Origin of the sequence: Krasilnikovia cinnamomea, from assembly GCF_004217545.1 — a bacterium.
In the GTDB taxonomy this organism is placed as follows: Bacteria; Actinomycetota; Actinomycetes; order Mycobacteriales; family Micromonosporaceae; genus Actinoplanes; species Actinoplanes cinnamomeus.
In genome coordinates this window covers 758,410-776,615 of the sequence record NZ_SHKY01000001.1, presented here as the reverse complement: position 1 = coordinate 776,615, position 18,206 = coordinate 758,410, and the positions used below count along the sequence as shown (strand labels likewise).

The window sequence follows — 18,206 nt, the reverse complement described above, 5'->3', positions numbered from 1 at the left end:
GCCCGTCCGCAGGTCCCCGGCGCGGGGAGTGGGCGGCGGTGAGCGCGTTCGAGCGGTTGGTGCGGCCGGTGCTGTTCCGGGTGGGTGGCGGCGACGCGGAGGCGGCGCACGAGTTCACCCTGCGGCGGCTGGCCGCCCTGAGTGGACGGCAGCGCAGCCTGGCGCTGCTGCGCCGCCGGTACGCGGTGAGCGCCCCCGTCGAGGCGTTCGGGGTGCGCTTCCCCAACCCGGTCGGGCTGGCGGCGGGCATGGACAAGAACGGCGTCGCCCTGCCCGCCTGGCCCGCGCTCGGCTTCGGCTTCGTCGAGGTGGGCACGGTGACGGCACACGCCCAGCCCGGCAACGACCGGCCACGGCTGTTCCGGCTGCGCGACAGCGAGGCGATCATCAACCGGATGGGCTTCAACAACGCCGGTGCCGCCGCCCTGGCGCAGCGGCTGGCCGCCCTCGGGCCGCTGCCCGTGCCGCTGGGGATCTCGCTGGGCAAGTCCAAGGTCACCCCCCTCGACGAGGCGGTCGACGACTACCTGACGTCGTACAACCTGCTCCGCCCGTACGCGGACTACATCGCGGTCAACGTCTCCTCGCCCAACACCCCGGGCCTGCGCGCGTTGCAGGACCGGTCGGCGCTGGCGGCGCTGCTGGGCGCCCTGGTCGGCAAGACCCCGGTGCTGGTGAAGATCGCCCCCGACCTCTCCGAGTCCGCGATCTCGGAGGTGCTGGAGGTGTGCCTGGCCACGGGCACCGCCGGGGTGATCGCCACGAACACCACCCTGGCCCGGGACGGGCTGGCCGCGGCCGACCAGGCGCGGGCCGGGGAGGCGGGCGGGCTGTCCGGGCGGCCGCTCACCGAACGGTCCCGCAAGATTGTGGAGTTCGTGCACACCGAGACCGGCGGCGCCCTGCCGATCATCGGGGTCGGCGGCATCCTCGAACCCGACGACGCGGCCCGGCTGTTCGACGCCGGAGCCTCGCTGGTGCAGCTCTACACCGGATTCGTCTACCGCGGCCCGGGCCTGGTCCGCGCGGCGGCCCGCGCCGCCGCCACGGCCGCGGAACGAGCCCGCCCGTGACCAGCGGCCCGGGGCGGCTGCTGCAGCTGGACCGGGCGCACGTCTGGCATCCGTACGGGCCGATGCCGGGGCGCTCCGATCCGTACGTGGTGGACAGTGCCGAAGGCGTGCGCCTGCGGCTGGCCGACGGCCGGGAGCTGGTCGACGGGATGTCGTCGTGGTGGGCCGCCATCCACGGCTACCGGCACCCGGTGCTGGACGCGGCCCTGGCCGAGCAGAGCGGCCGGATGAGCCACGTCATGTTCGGCGGGCTCACCCACGCCCCGGCGGTCGAGCTGGCCGCCACGCTGGTCGAGCTGACCCCCGACGGCCTGGAGCACGTCTTCCTGTGCGACTCCGGCTCCGTGGGCGTCGAGGTGGCCATCAAGATGGCGTTGCAGGCGCAGCGGTTCCGGCACGGGCCGCGGCGGCACCGGCTGGCGACGTGGCGCGGCGGCTACCACGGCGACACGTTCCACCCGATGAGCGTCTGCGACCCGGTCGGCGGCATGCACCAGCTGTGGACCGGGGTGCTGCCCCGGCAGGTCTTCGCCCCGCCGCCTCCGGCCGGGTTCGACCAGGCGTACGCCGACGAGCTGGCCGCGACGATCGGGCGGCACGCGGACGAGCTGGCCGCGGTCATCGTGGAGCCGATCGTGCAGGGTGCGGGCGGGATGCGCTTCCACCACCCCGGGTACCTGCGGGTGCTGCGCGAGGTGACCCGGGCCCACGACATCCTGCTGATCTTCGACGAGATCGCCACCGGCTGCGGGCGTACCGGGACGCTGTTCGCGGCCGAGCACGCCGGGGTGACTCCGGACATCATGTGCCTGGGCAAGGCGCTGACCGGCGGCTACCTGACCCTGGCCGCGACGCTGTGCACCACCGGGGTCGCCGAGGCCGTCTCGGCGGGCGAGGGCGGCGGCCTGGCCCACGGACCCACGTTCATGGGCAACCCGCTGGCCTGTGCGGTCGCCAACGCCTCCATCGGCCTGCTCCAGGCCACGGACTGGGCCGGTGCGGTACGCCGCATCGAGAGGGGCCTGACGGCCGGCCTGGAACCGCTGCGCGGCGCCGCGGGGGTGGCCGACGTGCGGGTGCTGGGCGCCATCGGCGTGGTCCAGCTCGACGTCGACGTCGACGTCGCGAAGGCCACCGCGGCGGCCGTCGCCGAGGGCGTGTGGCTGCGCCCCTTCCGCGACCTGATCTACACCATGCCCCCGTACGTGGCGGACGACGCCGACGTGGGCCGCATTACCGCGGCGATCGCCGCCGCGGTGGCGGCCAACTGACAGAAGGAGTGATTCGACTCGATGGAGAGCTTCGGAACCCGGCTGCGCCGGGCGGTCACGCAGCGCGGTCCCCTCTGTGTGGGCATCGACCCGCACGCCGCGTTGCTCGACCGGTGGGGTCTGCCGGACGACGTCGCCGGCCTGGAACGCTTCGCCCATACGGTCGTCGACGCACTGGCCGATCGGGTCGCCGTGCTGAAGCCACAGTCGGCGTTCTTCGAGAGATTTGGGTCACGTGGAGTGGCCGTTCTTGAGTCAACTATCCGACAGTCCCGCGCGGCCGGTGCGCTTGTGCTACTCGACGTGAAGCGTGGCGACATCGGCTCGACGATGGCCGCGTACGCCGACGCGTACCTCAATCCGGCGAGTCCGCTGAGTGCGGACGCGATTACTGTGAGTCCCTATCTCGGGGTGGGCTCGTTGCAGCCGGCATTCGACCTCGCGGCCACGCACGGCGCCGGAGTCTTCGTCCTGGCGCTCACGTCCAATCCGGAGGGACCGGGCGTCCAGCACGCCGTCGCGGCCGACGGCCGGACGGTCGCGCAGACGATCATCGACGAGATTTCGCAGGTCAACGCGGGTGCGGATCCGCTCGGCAGCGTCGGACTGGTGGTCGGGGCGACGATCGGCGAAACCGGTCACGACCTCTCCAAGGTGAACGGGCCACTGCTCGCCCCGGGCCTCGGAGCGCAGGGCGCGACCCCCGCAGACCTCCGTGCGGTCTTCGGCGCGAGCGTGCGGAACGTGCTGCCGTCGTACTCGCGGGAAGTGCTCGGCGCGGGACCCTCGGTGGCCGATCTGCGGGCCGCGGCGGCCCGCGCGACGGCGGAATGCCGGGCCGCGCTCGGGTGAAACGGGCCGCCTAGCAGGTCCCGGCCGAACCGGTCGGGGGGTACCCCCACGTTGCCGAAACCGTCGTTGACCGCTAGTTTTCCCGGCGCCGGGAACCACATGCCCCTTTGGTTCCATGGCACACCACGTTTCACAGAAGCGCCGGTATTGGAGTACCGCCGCATAGGGACCTGAGGAGAACTGGTGCCGCTCCCGTCACTGAGCCCCGAGCAGCGTGCAGCCGCGCTGGAGAAGGCCGCGGAGATTCGCAAAGCCCGGGCCGAGCTCAAGGAACAGCTCAAGTCTGGCAAGACCACCCTCGCCGCCGTACTGGAGCGGGCCGAGGGCGACGACGTCGTCGGCAAGCTGAAGGTCTCGGCCGTGCTGCAGGCGCTGCCGGGCATTGGCAAGATCCGGGCCACCCAGATCATGGAGAAGCTCAAGATCGCCGACAGCCGTCGCCTTCGTGGCCTCGGCGAGCAGCAGCGCAAGGCCCTCCTGGGGGAGTTCGCTGCGAACTGACTCGCGGGCTCGTGTAGGAATGAGCCGTGAGCATGGATGACGAAGCGCGCCCGGCGGCCCGACTCACCGTCCTGTCCGGCCCCTCCGGGGTCGGCAAGGACAGCGTGATCGAGCTGATCCGGGCGCGCTCGCCATGGATCAAGCTCTCTGTCTCGGTGACGACGCGCAAGAAGCGCGACTACGAGACCGACGGTGAGCACTATCACTTCGTCACCCGTTCGGAGTTCCAGCGCCTGATCGACGGCGACCAGCTCCTCGAATGGGCGGAGTTCGCGGGCAACCTCTACGGCACCCCCCGGGCGCAGGTGGAGGGCTGGCTCGCCCAGGGCCGCCCGGTGCTGCTGAAGATCGACCTGCAGGGCGCCCGCCAGGTTCGCGCCGCGATGCCGGACGCGCAACTGGTCTTCCTCGCCCCGCCCAGCGTCGAGGAGCTGCAGCGCCGGCTGATCGGCCGAGGCACCGACGACGAAGAGACGATCAAGCGTCGGCTGGCCCACGCCGACGAGGAGCTGGCGGCGGAGACCGAATTCGACCGAACGGTCGTCAACGACTTCGTCGAGCGCGCCGCGGACGAACTGGTAGGATTGCTCGGTTCGTCATTCCTGACGCCCGCTCAGGCTCCTGAGGTTTGAATCTCGGGTTCTGGGCAACTTCGAGGCCCATCAGCTCCCGACCACTGAGGATTTCACCACCGTGGCAACCATCGCCAACCCCGAAGGCATCACCAACCCGCCGATCGACGAGCTGCTCGACAAGACCTCGTCGAAGTACTCGCTGGTGATCTTCGCGGCCAAGCGCGCCCGCCAGGTCAACGCCTACTACAGCCAGCTCGGTGAGGGCCTGCTGGAGTACGTCGGCCCGCTGGTGGAGACCACCCCGCAGGAGAAGCCGCTGTCGATCGCCCTCCGGGAGATCAACGCCGGCCTGCTGACGGCCGAGGCCACCGACCAGCCCTGACCCGCCCGCCGGGTCCCGGCCGTTCCCGCACGACCAGGATCCATGGACCCGCGTCCCGCCCCGGGGCGCGGGTTTCGTCGTCTCCCGGGGGAGAGTTCATGACCGAGGTCGTGCTCGGCGTCTGCGGCGGCATCGCCGCGTACAAGGCGTGTGAGCTGCTGCGGCTGTTCACCGAGTCCGGGCACGCGGTGCGCGTGGTGCCCACCGCCTCCGCGCTGAAGTTCGTCGGCGCCCCCACCTGGGCGGCGCTGTCCGGCCGCCCCGCCACGACCGAGGTGTGGGACGACGCCCACGAGGTGCCGCACGTGCGCATCGGCCGCCAGGCCGAACTGGTCGTCGTGGCCCCCGCCACCGCCGACCTGCTGGCCAAGGCCGCCCACGGCCTCGCCGACGACCTGCTCACCAACACCCTGCTGACCGCCACCTGCCCGGTGGTCTACGCGCCCGCCATGCACACCGAGATGTGGGAGAACCCGGCGACGGTCGCCAACGTGGCGCTGCTGCGTTCGCGCGGCGCCGTGGTGATCGAGCCCGCAGTGGGGCGGCTCACCGGCGCCGACACGGGCAAGGGGCGCCTGCCCGAGCCTGAGGAGATCTTCACGATCGCCCGCCGGGCGCTGCGCGGAGTCCGGCCCGATCTGGCCGGCCGCCATGTGGTGGTCTCCGCCGGTGGCACCCGCGAGCCGCTGGACCCGGTCCGCTTCCTCGGCAACCGCTCCTCCGGCAAGCAGGGCTACGCGCTGGCCCGTACCGCGGTGGCCCGGGGAGCACGCGTCACCCTCGTCGCCGCGAACGTCGCCCTGCCCGCCCCGGCCGGGGCCGACCTGGTCGAGGTCGGCACGACCGAAGAGCTGCGCAAGGCGGTACTGGAGGCGGCCGCCGACGCGGACGCGGTGGTGATGGCCGCCGCGCCGGCCGACTTCCGCCCCGCCACGGTCGCCGAGCGAAAGATCAAAAAGTCCGATTCGGGTACGGCGCCGACGATCGAACTGGTCACCAACCCGGACATCGCCGCCGAACTGGGCGCCGCCAAACGCCCAGGTCAGGTGCTGGTCGCGTTCGCCGCCGAGACGCACGACGCGCTGGAGAACGCCCGGGCCAAACTCGTCAAGAAACGCGCCGACCTGATCATCGTTAACGAGGTGGGCGTCGACCGCGTCTTCGGCGCCGAGTCGAACACGGTCACCCTCGTAGGTGCCGACGGAACGCACGTCGACTTCGGCGAACTACCGAAAGACGATGTGTCGGATGCGATATGGGACGCGGTGCTCACGCGCCTCCCGCCGCAGGTCGCCCACGATGGGACGGCATGACGTACGCCTCGCGGCGGTGACTACACTTCCGCGCAACGAACTACTCGACACCCTGAGGAGCACCGTGGCACGCCGCCTGTTCACCTCCGAGTCGGTCACGGAAGGCCACCCGGACAAGATCGCTGATCAGATCAGCGACGGTATTCTCGACGCCCTGCTGCGGCAGGACCCCCGCAGCCGTGTGGCCGTGGAGACGCTGATCACGACCGGTCAGGTGCACGTCGCCGGTGAGGTCACGACTCAGGCATACGCGGACATCCCGGCGATCGTGCGCGACACCATTCTGGGTATCGGGTACGACTCGTCGAAGAAGGGATTCGACGGGGCGTCCTGCGGCGTCAGCGTCTCGATCGGCGCGCAGTCGCCGGACATCGCCCAGGGTGTGGACTCGGCGATCGAGCTGCGCAAGGGCGACTCCGAGCACGTGCTGGACGCGCAGGGCGCGGGTGACCAGGGCATGATGTTCGGCTTCGCGTGTTCCGAGACGCCGGAGTTGATGCCGCTGCCGATCGCGCTGGCGCACCGGCTGGCCCGGCGGCTGTCGGCCGCCCGCAAGGACGGCACGATTCCGTACCTGCGTCCCGACGGCAAGACCCAGGTCACGATCGAGTACGACGGCCTGCGCCCGGTGCGCCTCGACACGGTCGTCGTGTCGTCGCAGCACGCCGCGGACATCTCCCTGGAGTCGTTGCTCACCCCGGATGTCCGCGAGCACGTGATCGCGCCGGAGCTGGAGAACCTGGGCCTGGACACCGAGGGCTACCGGTTGCTGGTCAACCCGACCGGCCGGTTCGAGATCGGCGGTCCGATGGGTGACGCGGGCCTGACCGGCCGGAAGATCATCGTTGACACGTACGGTGGGTACGCCCGGCACGGCGGTGGTGCGTTCTCCGGCAAGGACCCGTCCAAGGTGGACCGGTCGGCGGCGTACGCGATGCGCTGGGTGGCGAAGAACGTGGTGGCGGCGGGCCTGGCGGAGCGGTGCGAGACGCAGGTGGCGTACGCGATCGGTAAGGCGCACCCGGTGAGCCTGTTCGTGGAGACCTTCGGCACCGAGAACGTGCCGGTGGAGCGGATCGAGAAGGCCATCAAGGAGGTCTTCGACCTGCGTCCCGCCGCGATCATCCGGGACCTGGACCTGCTGCGCCCGATCTACCAGCAGACCGCGGCGTACGGCCACTTCGGCCGGGAGTTGCCGGAGCTGCTGTGGGAGAGCACCGACCGCGCCCAGGACCTCAAGGCCGCCGCGGCCTGAGGCGAACTTGTCGGTGTCACCCGGCAGGATGGCCGGGTGACACCCGGCGGCACGACGCGCGACCGGGAGCCGGCGGCACGGCTCCCGGTCGCGCGTGTCTGCGTCGACCTGCCGCTGGCCCACCTGGATCGCCCGTTCGACTACCTCGTCTCGGCCGCGGACGACGAGGCCGCCCAGCCCGGGGTTCGGGTGCGGGTCCGGTTCGCGGGCCGGCTCGTCGGGGGTTTCCTGCTCGAACGGGTCGAGTCCTCGGAGCACGCCAAGCTCGCTTATCTCGACCGGGTCGTCTCCGCCGAGCGGGTCCTCGACCCCGAGGTGGCCCGGCTGGCCCGCGCGGTCGCCGACCGCTACGCGGGCAACCTGGGCGACGTCCTGCGCCTGGCCATTCCACCCCGCCACGCCCGCGTCGAGTCCCAACCGACCCCGGTTCTTCCCACCCTCCAGCAGCCCGGTTCCGGATTCGGGGCGGCTGGGTCCGTCGGGCGAGGGTCCGTTGTGGTTGATTCGGATCTTGGAGGCGGCAGGCCCGTAGAGGGGCCGCCAGCTTCCAAGATCTCCCCGTCGCGCGCGGGGCGCGACGGAGAAGTGGGTGAGGCTGGTGCGGATCTTGGTCAGGTTCTGCCCTCAGGGGGGCGGAAGGTGGCCAAGATCCGCGGGCTGGCGCACCACGAGGCGCCGGCAGCGAGTCGATCTGTGCCAGGGGCGCCGATTCCCGGTGAGGTGGGCAGGGGTGGTGGGCCGGACCGGGAGGCGGAGGACGGTCGTGGCTGGGGTTTGTATCCGGCCGGGGGCGCGTTTCTGCGTGCGCTTGAGGGCGGGAGGGCTGCCCGGGCGGTGTGGGCGGCGTTGCCCGGTGAGGACTGGGCGGCACGGATCGCCGAAGCCGTCGCCGCCACGGTGCGCGCGGGGCGGGGGGCGGTCGTGGTCGTGCCCGACGCGCGTGACCTGGACCGGGTTGATCGGGCGCTCACCGAGGCGCTGGGGGCCGGGCGGCACGTCGCGCTCAACGCGGCTGCCGGGCCCGCCGAGCGGTACCGGCGGTTCCTGACTGCCAGCCGGCACCAGGTGCCGGTCGTGGCGGGCACCCGGGCGGCCATGTTCGCCCCGGTCGCCGAGCTCGGCCTCGTGGTGATCTGGGACGACGGCGACGACCTGCACGCAGAGCCGCGCGCGCCGTACCCGCATGCCCGGGAGGTGCTGCTCACCCGGGCGCAGCTGGCCGGGTGTGCGGCGCTGGTGGGCGGCTACGCGCGTACCGGGGAGGGGCAGCTGCTGCTGGAGACCGGGTGGGCGAAGGAGATCACCGCAGACCGGGAGACGCTGCGCGCGCGCTGCCCCGCGATCTCGCCGACCGGGGACGATCCCCAGCTCGCCCGTGACCCCGGCGCGGTCACCGCCCGGCTGCCCAGCCTCGCGTGGCAGGCGGCCCGGCAGGCGCTGCAGGCCGGAGCGCCCGTGCTGGTGCAGGTGCCCCGCCGGGGATATCTGCCCGCGATCGCCTGTGCGGACTGCCGCACCCCGGCCCGCTGCCCGCACTGCGCGGGGCCGCTGGGGCTGGCCGGGGCCCGGGCGGTGCCCACCTGCCACTGGTGCGGGCGGGCCGCCGCCGCGTACACCTGTCCCACCTGCGGTGGCCGTCGCCTGCGCGCCTCCGTCACCGGGGCCCGGCGCACCGCGGAGGAGCTGGGCCGTGCGTTCCCCGGAGCGCCGGTGCGTACGTCCGGCCGCGACGAGGTCCTGGACGTCGTGCCGGGAGAGCCGGCCGTGGTGGTGGCAACTCCCGGCGCCGAGCCGCGCGCCGAGGGCGGGTACGGCGCGGTGCTGCTGCTCGACACGTGGGCCCTGCTGACCCGCTCGGATCTGCGCGCCGCCGAGGAGACCATGCGGCGCTGGCTGAGCGCCGCCGCGCTGGCCCGCCCCGGCCGCGCCGGTGGCCGCGTGATCGTGGTGGCCGACGGGTCGCTGGCGCCGGTGCAGGCGCTGCTGCGGTGGGATCCGGGCTGGTTCGCCGCGCGGGAGCTGGCCGAGCGCCGGGAGCTGGGCTTCCCCCCGGCGGCCCGGATGGCCAGCGTGACTGGCCGCCCGGAGGCGGTGGCTGAGCTGCTCGACGCGGCCCGGCTGCCGGACGGTGCGGAACTGCTCGGTCCGGTCCCGGCGGGCCGAGGCCCCCGGGCCGCGCCGCGCCCCGGTCGGACCGGGCCCGAGATGCCTGCCGGGGGACGCGCCGCGGGCGATGCGGAGGCGCTGGACGCCGGAGACGACCAGGAGCGGATGCTGGTGCGGGTGGCCCGCGGCGCGCTGCCCGAGCTGGCCCGGGCCCTGCACGAGGCGGCGGCGGTCCGCGGCGCCCGCAAGGCGAGCCTGCCGGTGCGCATCCAGGTCGACCCCGCGGACCTGTTCTGACTGTCCGGATGCGAGCCTCCGCGCTTCCAAGATCATCTATTGCCAAGATCCGTCACAATGGAACGATGGACGTTGCCGCCGCCGCCGGGACGCTGCTGTCGCCGGGCACCAACAAGGATCCGTACGCCGCCTATGCCGCCCTGCGTGCCCAGGGCCCGCTCGTGCCCGGCCCGGGCGCCTGCTTCGTCACCGGGTACGCGGCAGTCGACCGGATCCTGCGCGACCCGGAGATCCTGGCGTACGACGCGGCGATGCTCGACACACAGTGGCCGGACTGGCGCCGCAGCCGCGCCCTCACCCTGTTCGTCGACTCGATGCTGAAGCAGAACCCGCCCAACCACACCCGGATGCGGCGCCTGGCCGCCGGGGTCTTCACCGCCCGCCGGGTCAACGCCCTGCGCGAGGTCATCGTGGCGCAGGTCGACGAGGCGCTCGACGCCCTGGCCGCGAACGCAGTCGACGGTGAGGTCGACGTCATGACCCACCTGGCGTACCCGCTGCCGATCGGGGTGATCACCGCGCTGCTCGGGGTGCCCGCCGCCGACCGCGGCATGTTCCGCCGTCTCGCCGAGGCGCTGACCGCGGTGCTGGAGGTGCGCTTCAGCCGGGAGCAGGGCCGCGCGGCGAACGCGGCCGCGTACGAGCTGGAGGCGTACTTCGAGGACCTGCTGGCGCTGCGCCGCCGGGAACCGGGCGACGACCTCGTCACGGTGCTGGCCGCCGCCCACGACTCCGGCGGTGACCGGCTCACCGGCGCGGAACTCATGGGCAACCTGGCGCTGCTGCTCGTGGCGGGCTTCGAGACCACCACGAACCTGCTCGGCAACGGGGTGATGCTGCTGCTGGAGCACCCCGAGCACACGCGGCGGCTGATCGCCGACCCGGAGCTGGCGCCCGCGTACGTGGAGGAGATCCTGCGGATCGACTCGCCGGTGCAGGCCACCAACCGCTTCGTCGCCGAGGACCGGGAGATCGAGGGCGTGGCGGTGCCCGGCGGCACCGAGCTGGTCCTGCTGCTCGGCGCGGCGAACCGGGACCCGGAGCGGTTCACCGATCCCGACCGGTTCGACCCGGACCGCCCGGGAAACGCCCCGCTGTCGTTCGGCGCGGGCGCCCACTACTGCCTCGGCGCGCCGCTGGCCCGGCTGGAGGCGCAGGTGGCGCTGCCCGCGCTGCTGCGCCGCTTCCCCCGCCTGGCGGTGGCCGGCCAGCCCGAGCGCCGGGACCGGACGAACCTGCGTGGCTGGGCGACGCTGCCCGTACGGCTGGACTCCGTAGACTAGGGCGATCGTCCGTACCCGTAGGGAGTTGCACCGCGTGACCGTCCAGCCCATCCGTCTGTTCGGCGACCCGGTGCTGCGCACCCCGGCCGAGCCCGTCGTGGATTTCGACGCCGAGCTGCGCAAGCTCGTCGCCGACCTGATCGAGACCATGCGGGACGAGGGCGGTGCCGGGCTGGCCGCCCCGCAGCTCGGCGTCGGCCTGCGGGTGTTCGCGTTCGACGTGGACGACGTGGTGGGTCACATCATCAACCCGGTGCTGGACTTCCCGGACGACGAGGAGCAGGACGGCCCGGAGGGTTGCCTGTCCATCCCCGGCGTCTACCTGGACACCAAGCGCCGCCAGAACGTGGTGGCCCGCGGCTTCACCGAGCACGGCGACCCGATCCAGCTGGTCGGCACGGGTCTGATGGCCCGCTGCGTGCAACACGAGACGGACCACCTCGACGGCGTGCTGTTCATCGACCGCCTCGACCCGGCGGGCCGCAAGGAGGCCATGAAGCAGATCCGGGCCGCCGAGTGGTACGACGACGGCGCCCCGCCGACCGTCAAGCAGAGTCCGCACGGGCGCGGCCTGTTCGGCCTGAACCTGGGCCTGGGGCGGTGAGTATGCGCCTGATCTTCGCCGGTACCCCGGCCGTCGCCGTGCCCTCGCTGGACGCCATCGCCGCGTCCGGCCACGAGTTGCTGGCGGTCGTCACCCGCCCGGACGCCCCCGCCGGGCGCGGGCGCAAGCTGGTCCGCTCGCCCGCCGGGGCGTGGGCCGACGAGCGCGGCATCGAGGTGCTCACCCCGCAGCGCCCGCGCGAGCCCGAGTTCCTGGAGCGGCTGCGCGCCCTCGCCCCGGACTGCGTGCCGGTGGTCGCGTACGGCGCCCTGGTGCCCCCGGCCGCCCTGGAGATCCCGAAGCGCGGCTGGGTGAACCTGCACTTCTCGCTGCTGCCCGCGTGGCGCGGCGCCGCGCCCGTGCAGCACGCCGTCCTGCACGGCGACGAGGTGACCGGCGCCAGCGTGTTCGAACTGGAGGAGGGCCTGGACACCGGCCCGGTGTACGGCACCCTCACCGACGAGATCCGCCCCGGGGACACCTCCGGCGACCTGCTGGAACGCCTCGCCGTGTCGGGCGCGGAGCTGCTGGTGGCCGTCCTGGACGCGATGGACGCGGGCACCGCCCGCGCCCATCCGCAACCGGCCGACGGCGTCTCGCTGGCGCCCAAGCTGACCGTGGAGGACGCCCAGGTGCGCTGGGACGACCCGGCGTTCGCGGTGGACCGGCGCATCCGTGCCTGCACCCCGGCGCCCGGTGCCTGGACGACGCTGCGCGGGGACCGGCTCAAGCTGGGCCCGGTCCACCCGGTCGCCAACGCGCCGACGCTGGCCCCCGGCGAGCTGCGGGTCGAGCGGACCCAGGTGCTGGCGGGCACCGCGACCACCCCGGTCGCCCTGGGCGAGGTCCGGGCGGCGGGCAAGCGGGCCATGGCGGCGGTGGACTGGGCGCGCGGGCTGCGCCTCACGGCCGGGGAGAGCTTCGCGTGACGGATCATCGCGCCGACCGCCCGCACGGCTCCGGCCGTCCCCGTCGCTCCGGCGGCCCCGGCCAGGGTCGGGGACAGGACCGCGACGCCCGCTCCGGGCGGGCTCCGCGCGGCGGGCGGCCCCCGTCGGACCCGGCCCGGCAGGCGGCGTACGAGGCGGTCGCGGCGGTGCACCGCGACGACGCGTACGCGAACCTGGTGCTCTCCGAGATCCTGCGCGACATGGGGCTGCACGGCCGGGACGCGGCGTTCGCGACCGAGCTGACGTACGGCACCCTGCGCGCGGTCGGCACCCTGGATCTGATCATCGCGGCGGCCGCGGGGCGGGACGTGTCCCGCATCGACCCGCCCGCCCGCGACGCGCTGCGGCTGGGCGCGTACCAGCTGCTGCACACCCGGGTGCCGGCGCACGCCGCGGTCAACCAGACGGTCGATCTGGTCCGCTCGGTGGCGCCCGGGGCGTCCGGGTTCGCCAACGCGGTAATGCGCGAGATCGCGAGCAAGGACCTGGACACGTGGCTGGAGCAGGTGGCCCCGGCCTACGACGACGACCCGGTCGCGCACCTCGCGGTGGTGCACCACCACCCGCAGTGGATCGTGCGGGCGTTCCTGGAGGCGCTCGGTGGCGACCTCGAGGACACCGTGCGGCTGCTCATCGAGGACAACCAGCCCCCCGCGGTGCACCTGTGCGCCCGGCCGGGCCGGATCGACCCCGTGGACCTCGCGGACGAGTCCGGCGGCGTGCCCGCCGCGTTCTCCCCGTACGCGGTGTATCTCGACGGCGGCGCGCCGGGCGATCTCGCCTCGATCCGGCAGGGCCGCGCGCACGTGCAGGACGAGGGTTCCCAGCTCGTCGCCGCCGCGCTGCTGGCCGCGCCGGTGGAGGGTTCGGACACCCGCTGGCTGGACCTGTGCGCGGGCCCGGGCGGCAAGACCGGGCTGATCGGGTCGATCGCGGCGCTGCGCGGCGCCGAGGTCACCGCGGTCGAGGTGGCCGAGCACCGGGCGCGCCTGGTGGATCAGGCCACCACGGGCCTGCCGGTGACCGTGCTCCCCACGGACGGCCGTACGGTCGGGCGCGACCCGGACCTGCCCGAGGAGGGCTTCGACCGGGTGCTGGTGGACGCGCCGTGCACCGGGCTGGGTTCGCTGCGCCGCCGCCCCGAGGCGCGCTGGCGGCGCCAGCCCGCCGACCTGCCGCCGCTGACCCGCCTGCAGCGCGAGCTGCTCGTGGCGGCGCTGCGCGCGGTCCGGCCGGGCGGGGTCGTGGCGTACGTGACGTGCTCGCCGCACATGGTGGAGACCCAGGTGACCGTCACCGAGGGGGCGCGCCGTTCCGGCGTCGAGGTCGACTTCGTGGACGCCCGCCCGCTGCTGCCGCCGGGCATGCCCGGCCTGGGCGACGGCCCGACGGTGCAGCTGTGGCCGCACCGGCACGGCACGGACGCGATGTTCCTGGCGGTGCTGCGCCGCACGAGCTGACCGCCCTGCTAGCTAGGGGTGTACGCCTCGAGCGAGTTGCGGCGGGTCAGGTACAGCCGGCCGCCGGACACGACGACGTAGCGCTCGTCGAGCTGGTGGAACTGGGTGCCGGACGACGCGACCGCGCCGGTCGCGGCATTGAGGACGCCCAGCGGTTCCCCGGCGTCCACGCTCGTGTACACCAGCCCACCGGCGGCCACCGGCTGGCCCGCGTCCCCCTCGAAGTCGGCTCCCCAGAGCCGGCGCCCGTTGCGGGCGTCCAGCGCCTCGACGCCGTTGGAGACCGAGCGGTAGACGCGCCGGTCGTCCGCGCCGATCCAGGCGTCCAGGGCGGGCACGCGCCACACCACGGACCCGTTCGACGCCTTCAGGCAGATCAGGTGGGACCGGTCGGTCACGTAGAAACGGTTCCCCGCCGGCGTGGCCGCCTCGATCCGGGTTCCGGTCGGCTTGCTCCACAGCCTCCGGCCGGTGGTGACGGAGACGGCCGCGACGCCGTCGCCGTACGCGCGGTGCACGAGCAGCCGACCGTTGGCGGAGACCCCCGACAGGTAGCCGGGCAGGACCCACCGCCGCTTGCCGTCGCTGACGCGCAGGGCCCGGACCCGCGCCGGGAAGGCGTCGGACACGCCGTCGGCCACCACGACGCCCCGGTCCACGAGCAGGGACGCGACCGGGCCGCCGTCGTCGACGTGCCATCTCTCCCGGCCGGTCGCGGCGTCGAGGGCCATGATCCGTCCACCCGGATCCTCGAACGACCGGCACCCGCTGACGCCGGCCAGCAGGAGCCCGCCCGACACCGCCAGGTGGGGGGTCCGGAAATCGCCGGGGCTGGCCCAGGTGTGATGCCAGATCAGCCGGCCGGTGGCGGCGCGGTAGGCGCCGATGCCGGTCTCATCGGCGACGAACAGGCGGCCGGCCGCCACCAGCGGTGGGGTGGCCTCGGAGCAGGACGGCCCGGGCGCCGCCGGCAGCCCGGTCGACCAGCGGAACGCGACACCGTCGATGCTGCGCGGGTTGATGACCGACTCGCGCGGGTTGAAGTAGGTGTCACCCGGGCCGTATCCCGGGTGGGTCCAGTCGGCGGCGGCCGGCGAGGCGGCGGCGGGGCTGGCGGCGGCGGGGCTGGCGGCGGCGGGGCTGGCGGCGGCGGGGCTGGCGGCGGCGGTCAGGGCGCAGGTGACAACCAGCGTCGACGACCACGAGAGCAGGGCTCGAAAGGCGCGCAAGGGTCCTCCCGCAAATTAGGACATCGCGCCCGTAACGTACGTCAGGTCTGAGGTGGCAGGGTGGATTTCGGGCGCGGTTCAGCCGCTCAGCGCACCGGCAGCGCAGTCGGCCCCGCGTCGCGCATCGACCGGGTGAGCTTGCGGTCGCGGAACCACAGGAAGCAGCGCACGCGGCGCTCGCCGTACTGCCACTCCGCGCGGCTCGGCTGGTAGGAGATCCAGCCGGTGCGGTACTGCACCTCGTTGTCGTCGGGCACCCCCGTGTACCGGGCGATCGCGCTGCGGCAGCCGCGGGCACTGTCGGTGCGGTCCGCGTTCAGCGCGGCGTACGAGACCTCCGGGGCGGTCCACAGGCCGACGAACTCGGCCCGGTGCGGCTTCGTGCACGGCACCGCGGCCATGGCCCGTACGGTCTCGCCGCTGACCCGCGGCTCGAAGCAGCCCAGCCGCAGCGGCGACGCGCCGCGCAGCGCCCCGGCCAGGCTGCCGCTGCGACTGCGGTCGGCCAGCCCGTCGGCGTCCGTCTCGGTCACGTCGCAGCGGTACCACCGCGCCCCGCCCCGCCACCCCGCCCGCGACGGCCAGAACACCCGGACGCCGATCCGCGCCTCGCGCCACGGTCCGCCCAGAAACGCGTCGGCCCGCCGCGCGCACTGCTCGTACGCCTCCCGGCCCTGCGCCGATCCCGGGGTGGGCGGCACGGGGGCGTCCGGCGCCGTACGGATCGCGAAGGTCTCCGTCAGGTGCAGCTCCGCGCACGGCACCGGCCGGTACGTCTCCAACGACCCGTCCGCCGGCAGGTGCTCGTGGCAGACCCCGGACGCCGGGCGGAACGGGACGGCCGGGCCGATCATCGACCAGCTGCCGGTGAGGTCGCGGTCCGTGCCGGAGCCGGCGGTGCAGCCCGCAGCGGCGAGCACGACCGCCACCGCGGCCACGGCGAACCACCGTCGCACCGGTCCCTCCCCACGTCGACGGTCACGGATGCGTTTTCGAGTATCGCGGGCGGCCGCCACTGACGGCAGTCCCCGCTCCGCCGTCGGGTCATACACTTCAGCCGTGGAGCCTTCGCCGATCATCGCGCCCAGCATCCTCGCCGCCGATTTCGCCCGCCTCGCCGAGGAGGTGCACGCGATCGAGGGCGCCGCTGACTGGGTGCACGTCGACGTCATGGACAACCATTTCGTGCCGAACCTGTCGATCGGCCTGCCGGTGGTGCAAAGCCTGCGCAAGGCGACCAGCATCCCGTTCGACGTGCACCTCATGATCACCGACCCGGACCGGTGGGCGCCCGGGTACGCGGAGGCGGGCGCCCACAACGTGACGTTCCACGCGGAGGCGTGCGAGGACCCGGTGGCGCTGGCCAAGACGTTGCGGGCGGCTGGCGCCAAGGCCGGCCTGGCGATCGACCGGGACACGCCGATCGAGCCGTACCTGGAACTTCTGCCCTATGTGGACACCCTGCTGGTGATGACGATCAAGGCCGGGTTCGGTGGCCAGAAGTTCATGCCGGAACTGCTGGACAAGGTCCGCGCGGTGCGCCGCCGGATCAGCGCGATGGGGCTGGAGATCCGGCTGGAGGTCGACGGCGGGATCGCGGCCGACACGATCGAGCAGGCCGCCGAGGCGGGGGCGGACGCGTTCGTGGCGGGCACGGCCGTGTACGCCGCCGACGACCCGGCCGAGGCCGTCCGCAAGCTGCGGGCCCTGGCGCAGCGTGCGATGGTGACGCCGTGACCAGGCCCGGTTGCCGAGCGGGTGTCCGGTGACCACCGGCGGAGTCCGGCACGCGGCGGACGAGCCCGGCCTGGAGCCCGAGGAGCGTCCCGACCTCATCCTCGTGGTCGACGACGACGAGGACATCGCCGGATTCGTGGCATTCAACCTTGAACTGCACGGCTTCGAGGTGGTGCGGGCGCGCGACGGCCGCGAGGCCCTGGAGGTCGTCGAGAGCCGCCGCCCCGATCTGGCGGTGGTCGACTGGATGATGCCGAACATGGACGGGGTGGAGCTGACCCGGCGGCTGCGCGCGGAACCGCTCACCTCCGCCCTGCCGGTGATCATGCTGACGGCGCGCGGGATGACCGTGGACAAGGTCGTCGGGCTCACGGCGGGGGTGGACGACTACCTGATCAAGCCGTTCGACACGGCCGAGCTGATCGCCCGGGTCTCGTCCACGCTGCGGCGCACCAAGGAGTTCCGGGAGGTCTCGCCGCTGACCGGGCTGCCCGGCAACGCGCGGGTCCGCCGGGAGATCGCCGACCGGATCCGCTCGGGCGCGGACTACGCGGTCGGCTACATCGACATCGACCGGTTCAAGAGCGTCAACGACGTGTACGGCTTCGATCGCGGCGACGAGTTCATCACCGCGCTGGCCCGCAGCCTGCACCGGGCGGTCGCCGCGTCCGACCCCCCGTCGATCTTCCTGGGGCACATCGGCGGCGACGACTTCATCTTCATCTGCACCCCCGACCAGGTGCTGCCGCTGACCAAGCGCGCGGTCACCGACTTCGAGGCGGCCGCGGACCGGCTGTACGACCCGGAAGACGCCCGCCGCGGCTACATCGAGGTGCCGGACCGGCGCGGCAACAAGCAGCGCGCCGCCCTGATCACGCTGTCCATCGGGGTCGCGCAGGCCACCGCGGACGGGCGTCGGCTCTCCGATCCCCGGATGGTGGTGGCGGTCGCCTCGGAGATGAAGAAGGTGGCCAAGAGCCAGCCGGGCTCGTACGTGGCGATCGACCGGCGGCGCGCCGATTCGGACGACGAGGACGAACGGGGACTGTGACCTGGGTCGCTCGCCTGGTTGCAATGTGCGTTCGGCGTGCAAGACTCATGGGTGACCCACCACGCGCTGGCGGGACTCGGTGAAATTCCGAACCGGCGGTGATCTTCAGGCCTTCCGTCTGAGGTAAGCCCGCGACCCGGTCGTCGACCACACGACGCCCGGTGGACCTGGTGAGAATCCGGGGCCGACGGTTGATCGACCGGCACATGATGCCGGCCGGTCAGACAGTCCGGATGGGAGACAGCGCGCGGAGCAGGACGAGGGTGC

Annotated in this window: 17 protein-coding genes and 1 riboswitch; of the genes, 15 read left to right on the top strand and 2 right to left on the bottom strand. The window is 73.4% G+C overall.

Annotated features, from left to right (window positions below):
• The first annotated feature begins 38 nt into the window (after nt 1-38).
• From EV385_RS03365 to EV385_RS03305, 13 genes are all read left to right on the top strand, one after another.
• A complete protein-coding gene (locus EV385_RS03365; protein WP_130508109.1) occupies nt 39-1,073 on the top strand; it encodes a quinone-dependent dihydroorotate dehydrogenase in 1,035 nt (344 codons plus the stop codon).
• Nucleotides 1,070-2,344: an adenosylmethionine--8-amino-7-oxononanoate transaminase gene (locus tag EV385_RS03360; protein ID WP_278044964.1), complete on the top strand. Its 1,275-nt coding sequence runs from the start codon at nt 1,070-1,072 to the stop codon at nt 2,342-2,344. The genes EV385_RS03365 and EV385_RS03360 overlap by 4 nt, the downstream gene beginning before the upstream one ends.
• Nucleotides 2,345-2,365: 21 nt before the next feature.
• On the top strand, nt 2,366-3,196 hold the full coding sequence (gene pyrF, locus EV385_RS03355; RefSeq protein WP_130508108.1) for an orotidine-5'-phosphate decarboxylase: 831 nt from the start codon (nt 2,366-2,368) through the stop codon (nt 3,194-3,196).
• A 183-nt stretch (nt 3,197-3,379) separates the two neighbouring features.
• Nucleotides 3,380-3,697: an integration host factor, actinobacterial type gene (gene mihF / locus EV385_RS03350; protein ID WP_130508107.1), complete on the top strand. Its 318-nt coding sequence runs from the start codon at nt 3,380-3,382 to the stop codon at nt 3,695-3,697.
• Nucleotides 3,698-3,729: 32 nt separating this feature from the next.
• On the top strand, nt 3,730-4,329 hold the full coding sequence (gmk, locus tag EV385_RS03345) for a guanylate kinase (RefSeq protein ID WP_130508106.1): 600 nt from the start codon (nt 3,730-3,732) through the stop codon (nt 4,327-4,329).
• A 61-nt stretch (nt 4,330-4,390) separates the two neighbouring features.
• On the top strand, nt 4,391-4,654 hold the full coding sequence (rpoZ, locus tag EV385_RS03340) for a DNA-directed RNA polymerase subunit omega (protein ID WP_130508105.1): 264 nt from the start codon (nt 4,391-4,393) through the stop codon (nt 4,652-4,654).
• A 98-nt stretch (nt 4,655-4,752) separates the two neighbouring features.
• Nucleotides 4,753-5,967, top strand: coding sequence for a bifunctional phosphopantothenoylcysteine decarboxylase/phosphopantothenate--cysteine ligase CoaBC (gene coaBC / locus EV385_RS03335; protein ID WP_130508104.1), 1,215 nt, complete (start codon nt 4,753-4,755; stop codon nt 5,965-5,967).
• Between the two features lie 64 nt (nt 5,968-6,031).
• Nucleotides 6,032-7,222, top strand: a complete 1,191-nt coding sequence (metK, locus tag EV385_RS03330) for a methionine adenosyltransferase (RefSeq protein ID WP_130508103.1) — start codon at nt 6,032-6,034, stop codon at nt 7,220-7,222.
• Between the two features lie 36 nt (nt 7,223-7,258).
• Nucleotides 7,259-9,625 (top strand): primosomal protein N', encoded by a 2,367-nt coding sequence (locus EV385_RS03325; RefSeq protein ID WP_423203010.1) that lies wholly within the window; start codon nt 7,259-7,261, stop codon nt 9,623-9,625.
• 65 nt (nt 9,626-9,690) lie between these two features.
• On the top strand, nt 9,691-10,908 hold the full coding sequence (locus EV385_RS03320) for a cytochrome P450 (RefSeq protein WP_130508102.1): 1,218 nt from the start codon (nt 9,691-9,693) through the stop codon (nt 10,906-10,908).
• Between the two features lie 34 nt (nt 10,909-10,942).
• On the top strand, nt 10,943-11,512 hold the full coding sequence (def, locus tag EV385_RS03315) for a peptide deformylase (protein WP_130508101.1): 570 nt from the start codon (nt 10,943-10,945) through the stop codon (nt 11,510-11,512).
• A gap of 2 nt (nt 11,513-11,514) precedes the next feature.
• Nucleotides 11,515-12,441, top strand: coding sequence for a methionyl-tRNA formyltransferase (fmt, locus tag EV385_RS03310; RefSeq protein ID WP_130513044.1), 927 nt, complete (start codon nt 11,515-11,517; stop codon nt 12,439-12,441).
• The gene (locus EV385_RS03305; protein ID WP_130508100.1) at nt 12,438-13,922 is read left to right on the top strand and encodes an RsmB/NOP family class I SAM-dependent RNA methyltransferase; all 1,485 of its coding nucleotides are present in this window, start codon (nt 12,438-12,440) and stop codon (nt 13,920-13,922) included. Before fmt ends, EV385_RS03305 begins: the two co-directional genes overlap by 4 nt.
• A gap of 8 nt (nt 13,923-13,930) precedes the next feature.
• Here the strand turns inward: EV385_RS03305 and EV385_RS03300 are convergent, their stop codons facing one another.
• Entirely contained in the window at nt 13,931-15,151 is a 1,221-nt protein-coding gene (locus tag EV385_RS03300) for an outer membrane protein assembly factor BamB family protein (protein WP_130508099.1), read from the bottom strand.
• Nucleotides 15,152-15,237: 86 nt separating this feature from the next.
• Nucleotides 15,238-16,107 carry a septum formation family protein gene (locus EV385_RS03295; RefSeq protein WP_242624676.1) on the bottom strand — a complete coding sequence of 290 codons (870 nt, stop codon included), beginning with the start codon at nt 16,105-16,107 and terminating at the stop codon, nt 15,238-15,240.
• A 103-nt stretch (nt 16,108-16,210) separates the two neighbouring features.
• Here EV385_RS03295 and rpe point away from each other — a divergent pair, with 103 nt between their 5' ends.
• Together rpe and EV385_RS03285 are read left to right on the top strand one after the other, a co-directional pair.
• Nucleotides 16,211-16,888 carry a ribulose-phosphate 3-epimerase gene (gene rpe, locus EV385_RS03290; protein ID WP_242624675.1) on the top strand — a complete coding sequence of 226 codons (678 nt, stop codon included), beginning with the start codon at nt 16,211-16,213 and terminating at the stop codon, nt 16,886-16,888.
• Nucleotides 16,889-16,916: 28 nt separating this feature from the next.
• The gene (locus EV385_RS03285) at nt 16,917-17,939 is read left to right on the top strand and encodes a GGDEF domain-containing response regulator (RefSeq protein WP_130508096.1); all 1,023 of its coding nucleotides are present in this window, start codon (nt 16,917-16,919) and stop codon (nt 17,937-17,939) included.
• A 61-nt stretch (nt 17,940-18,000) separates the two neighbouring features.
• A riboswitch (FMN riboswitch) is annotated at nt 18,001-18,188 on the top strand.
• Nucleotides 18,189-18,206 lie beyond the last annotated feature (18 nt).

What these genes read in the sequence shown, in the direction of transcription:
- EV385_RS03320 (WP_130508102.1), top strand. Translation starts at nt 9,691, where the DNA reads ATGGACGTTGCCGCCGCCGCCGGGACGCTGCTGTCGCCGGGCACCAAC.
- coaBC (WP_130508104.1), top strand. Translation starts at nt 4,753, where the DNA reads ATGACCGAGGTCGTGCTCGGCGTCTGCGGCGGCATCGCCGCGTACAAG.
- fmt (WP_130513044.1), top strand. Translation starts at nt 11,515, where the DNA reads ATGCGCCTGATCTTCGCCGGTACCCCGGCCGTCGCCGTGCCCTCGCTG.
- gmk (WP_130508106.1), top strand. Translation starts at nt 3,730, where the DNA reads ATGGATGACGAAGCGCGCCCGGCGGCCCGACTCACCGTCCTGTCCGGC.
- pyrF (WP_130508108.1), top strand. Translation starts at nt 2,366, where the DNA reads ATGGAGAGCTTCGGAACCCGGCTGCGCCGGGCGGTCACGCAGCGCGGT.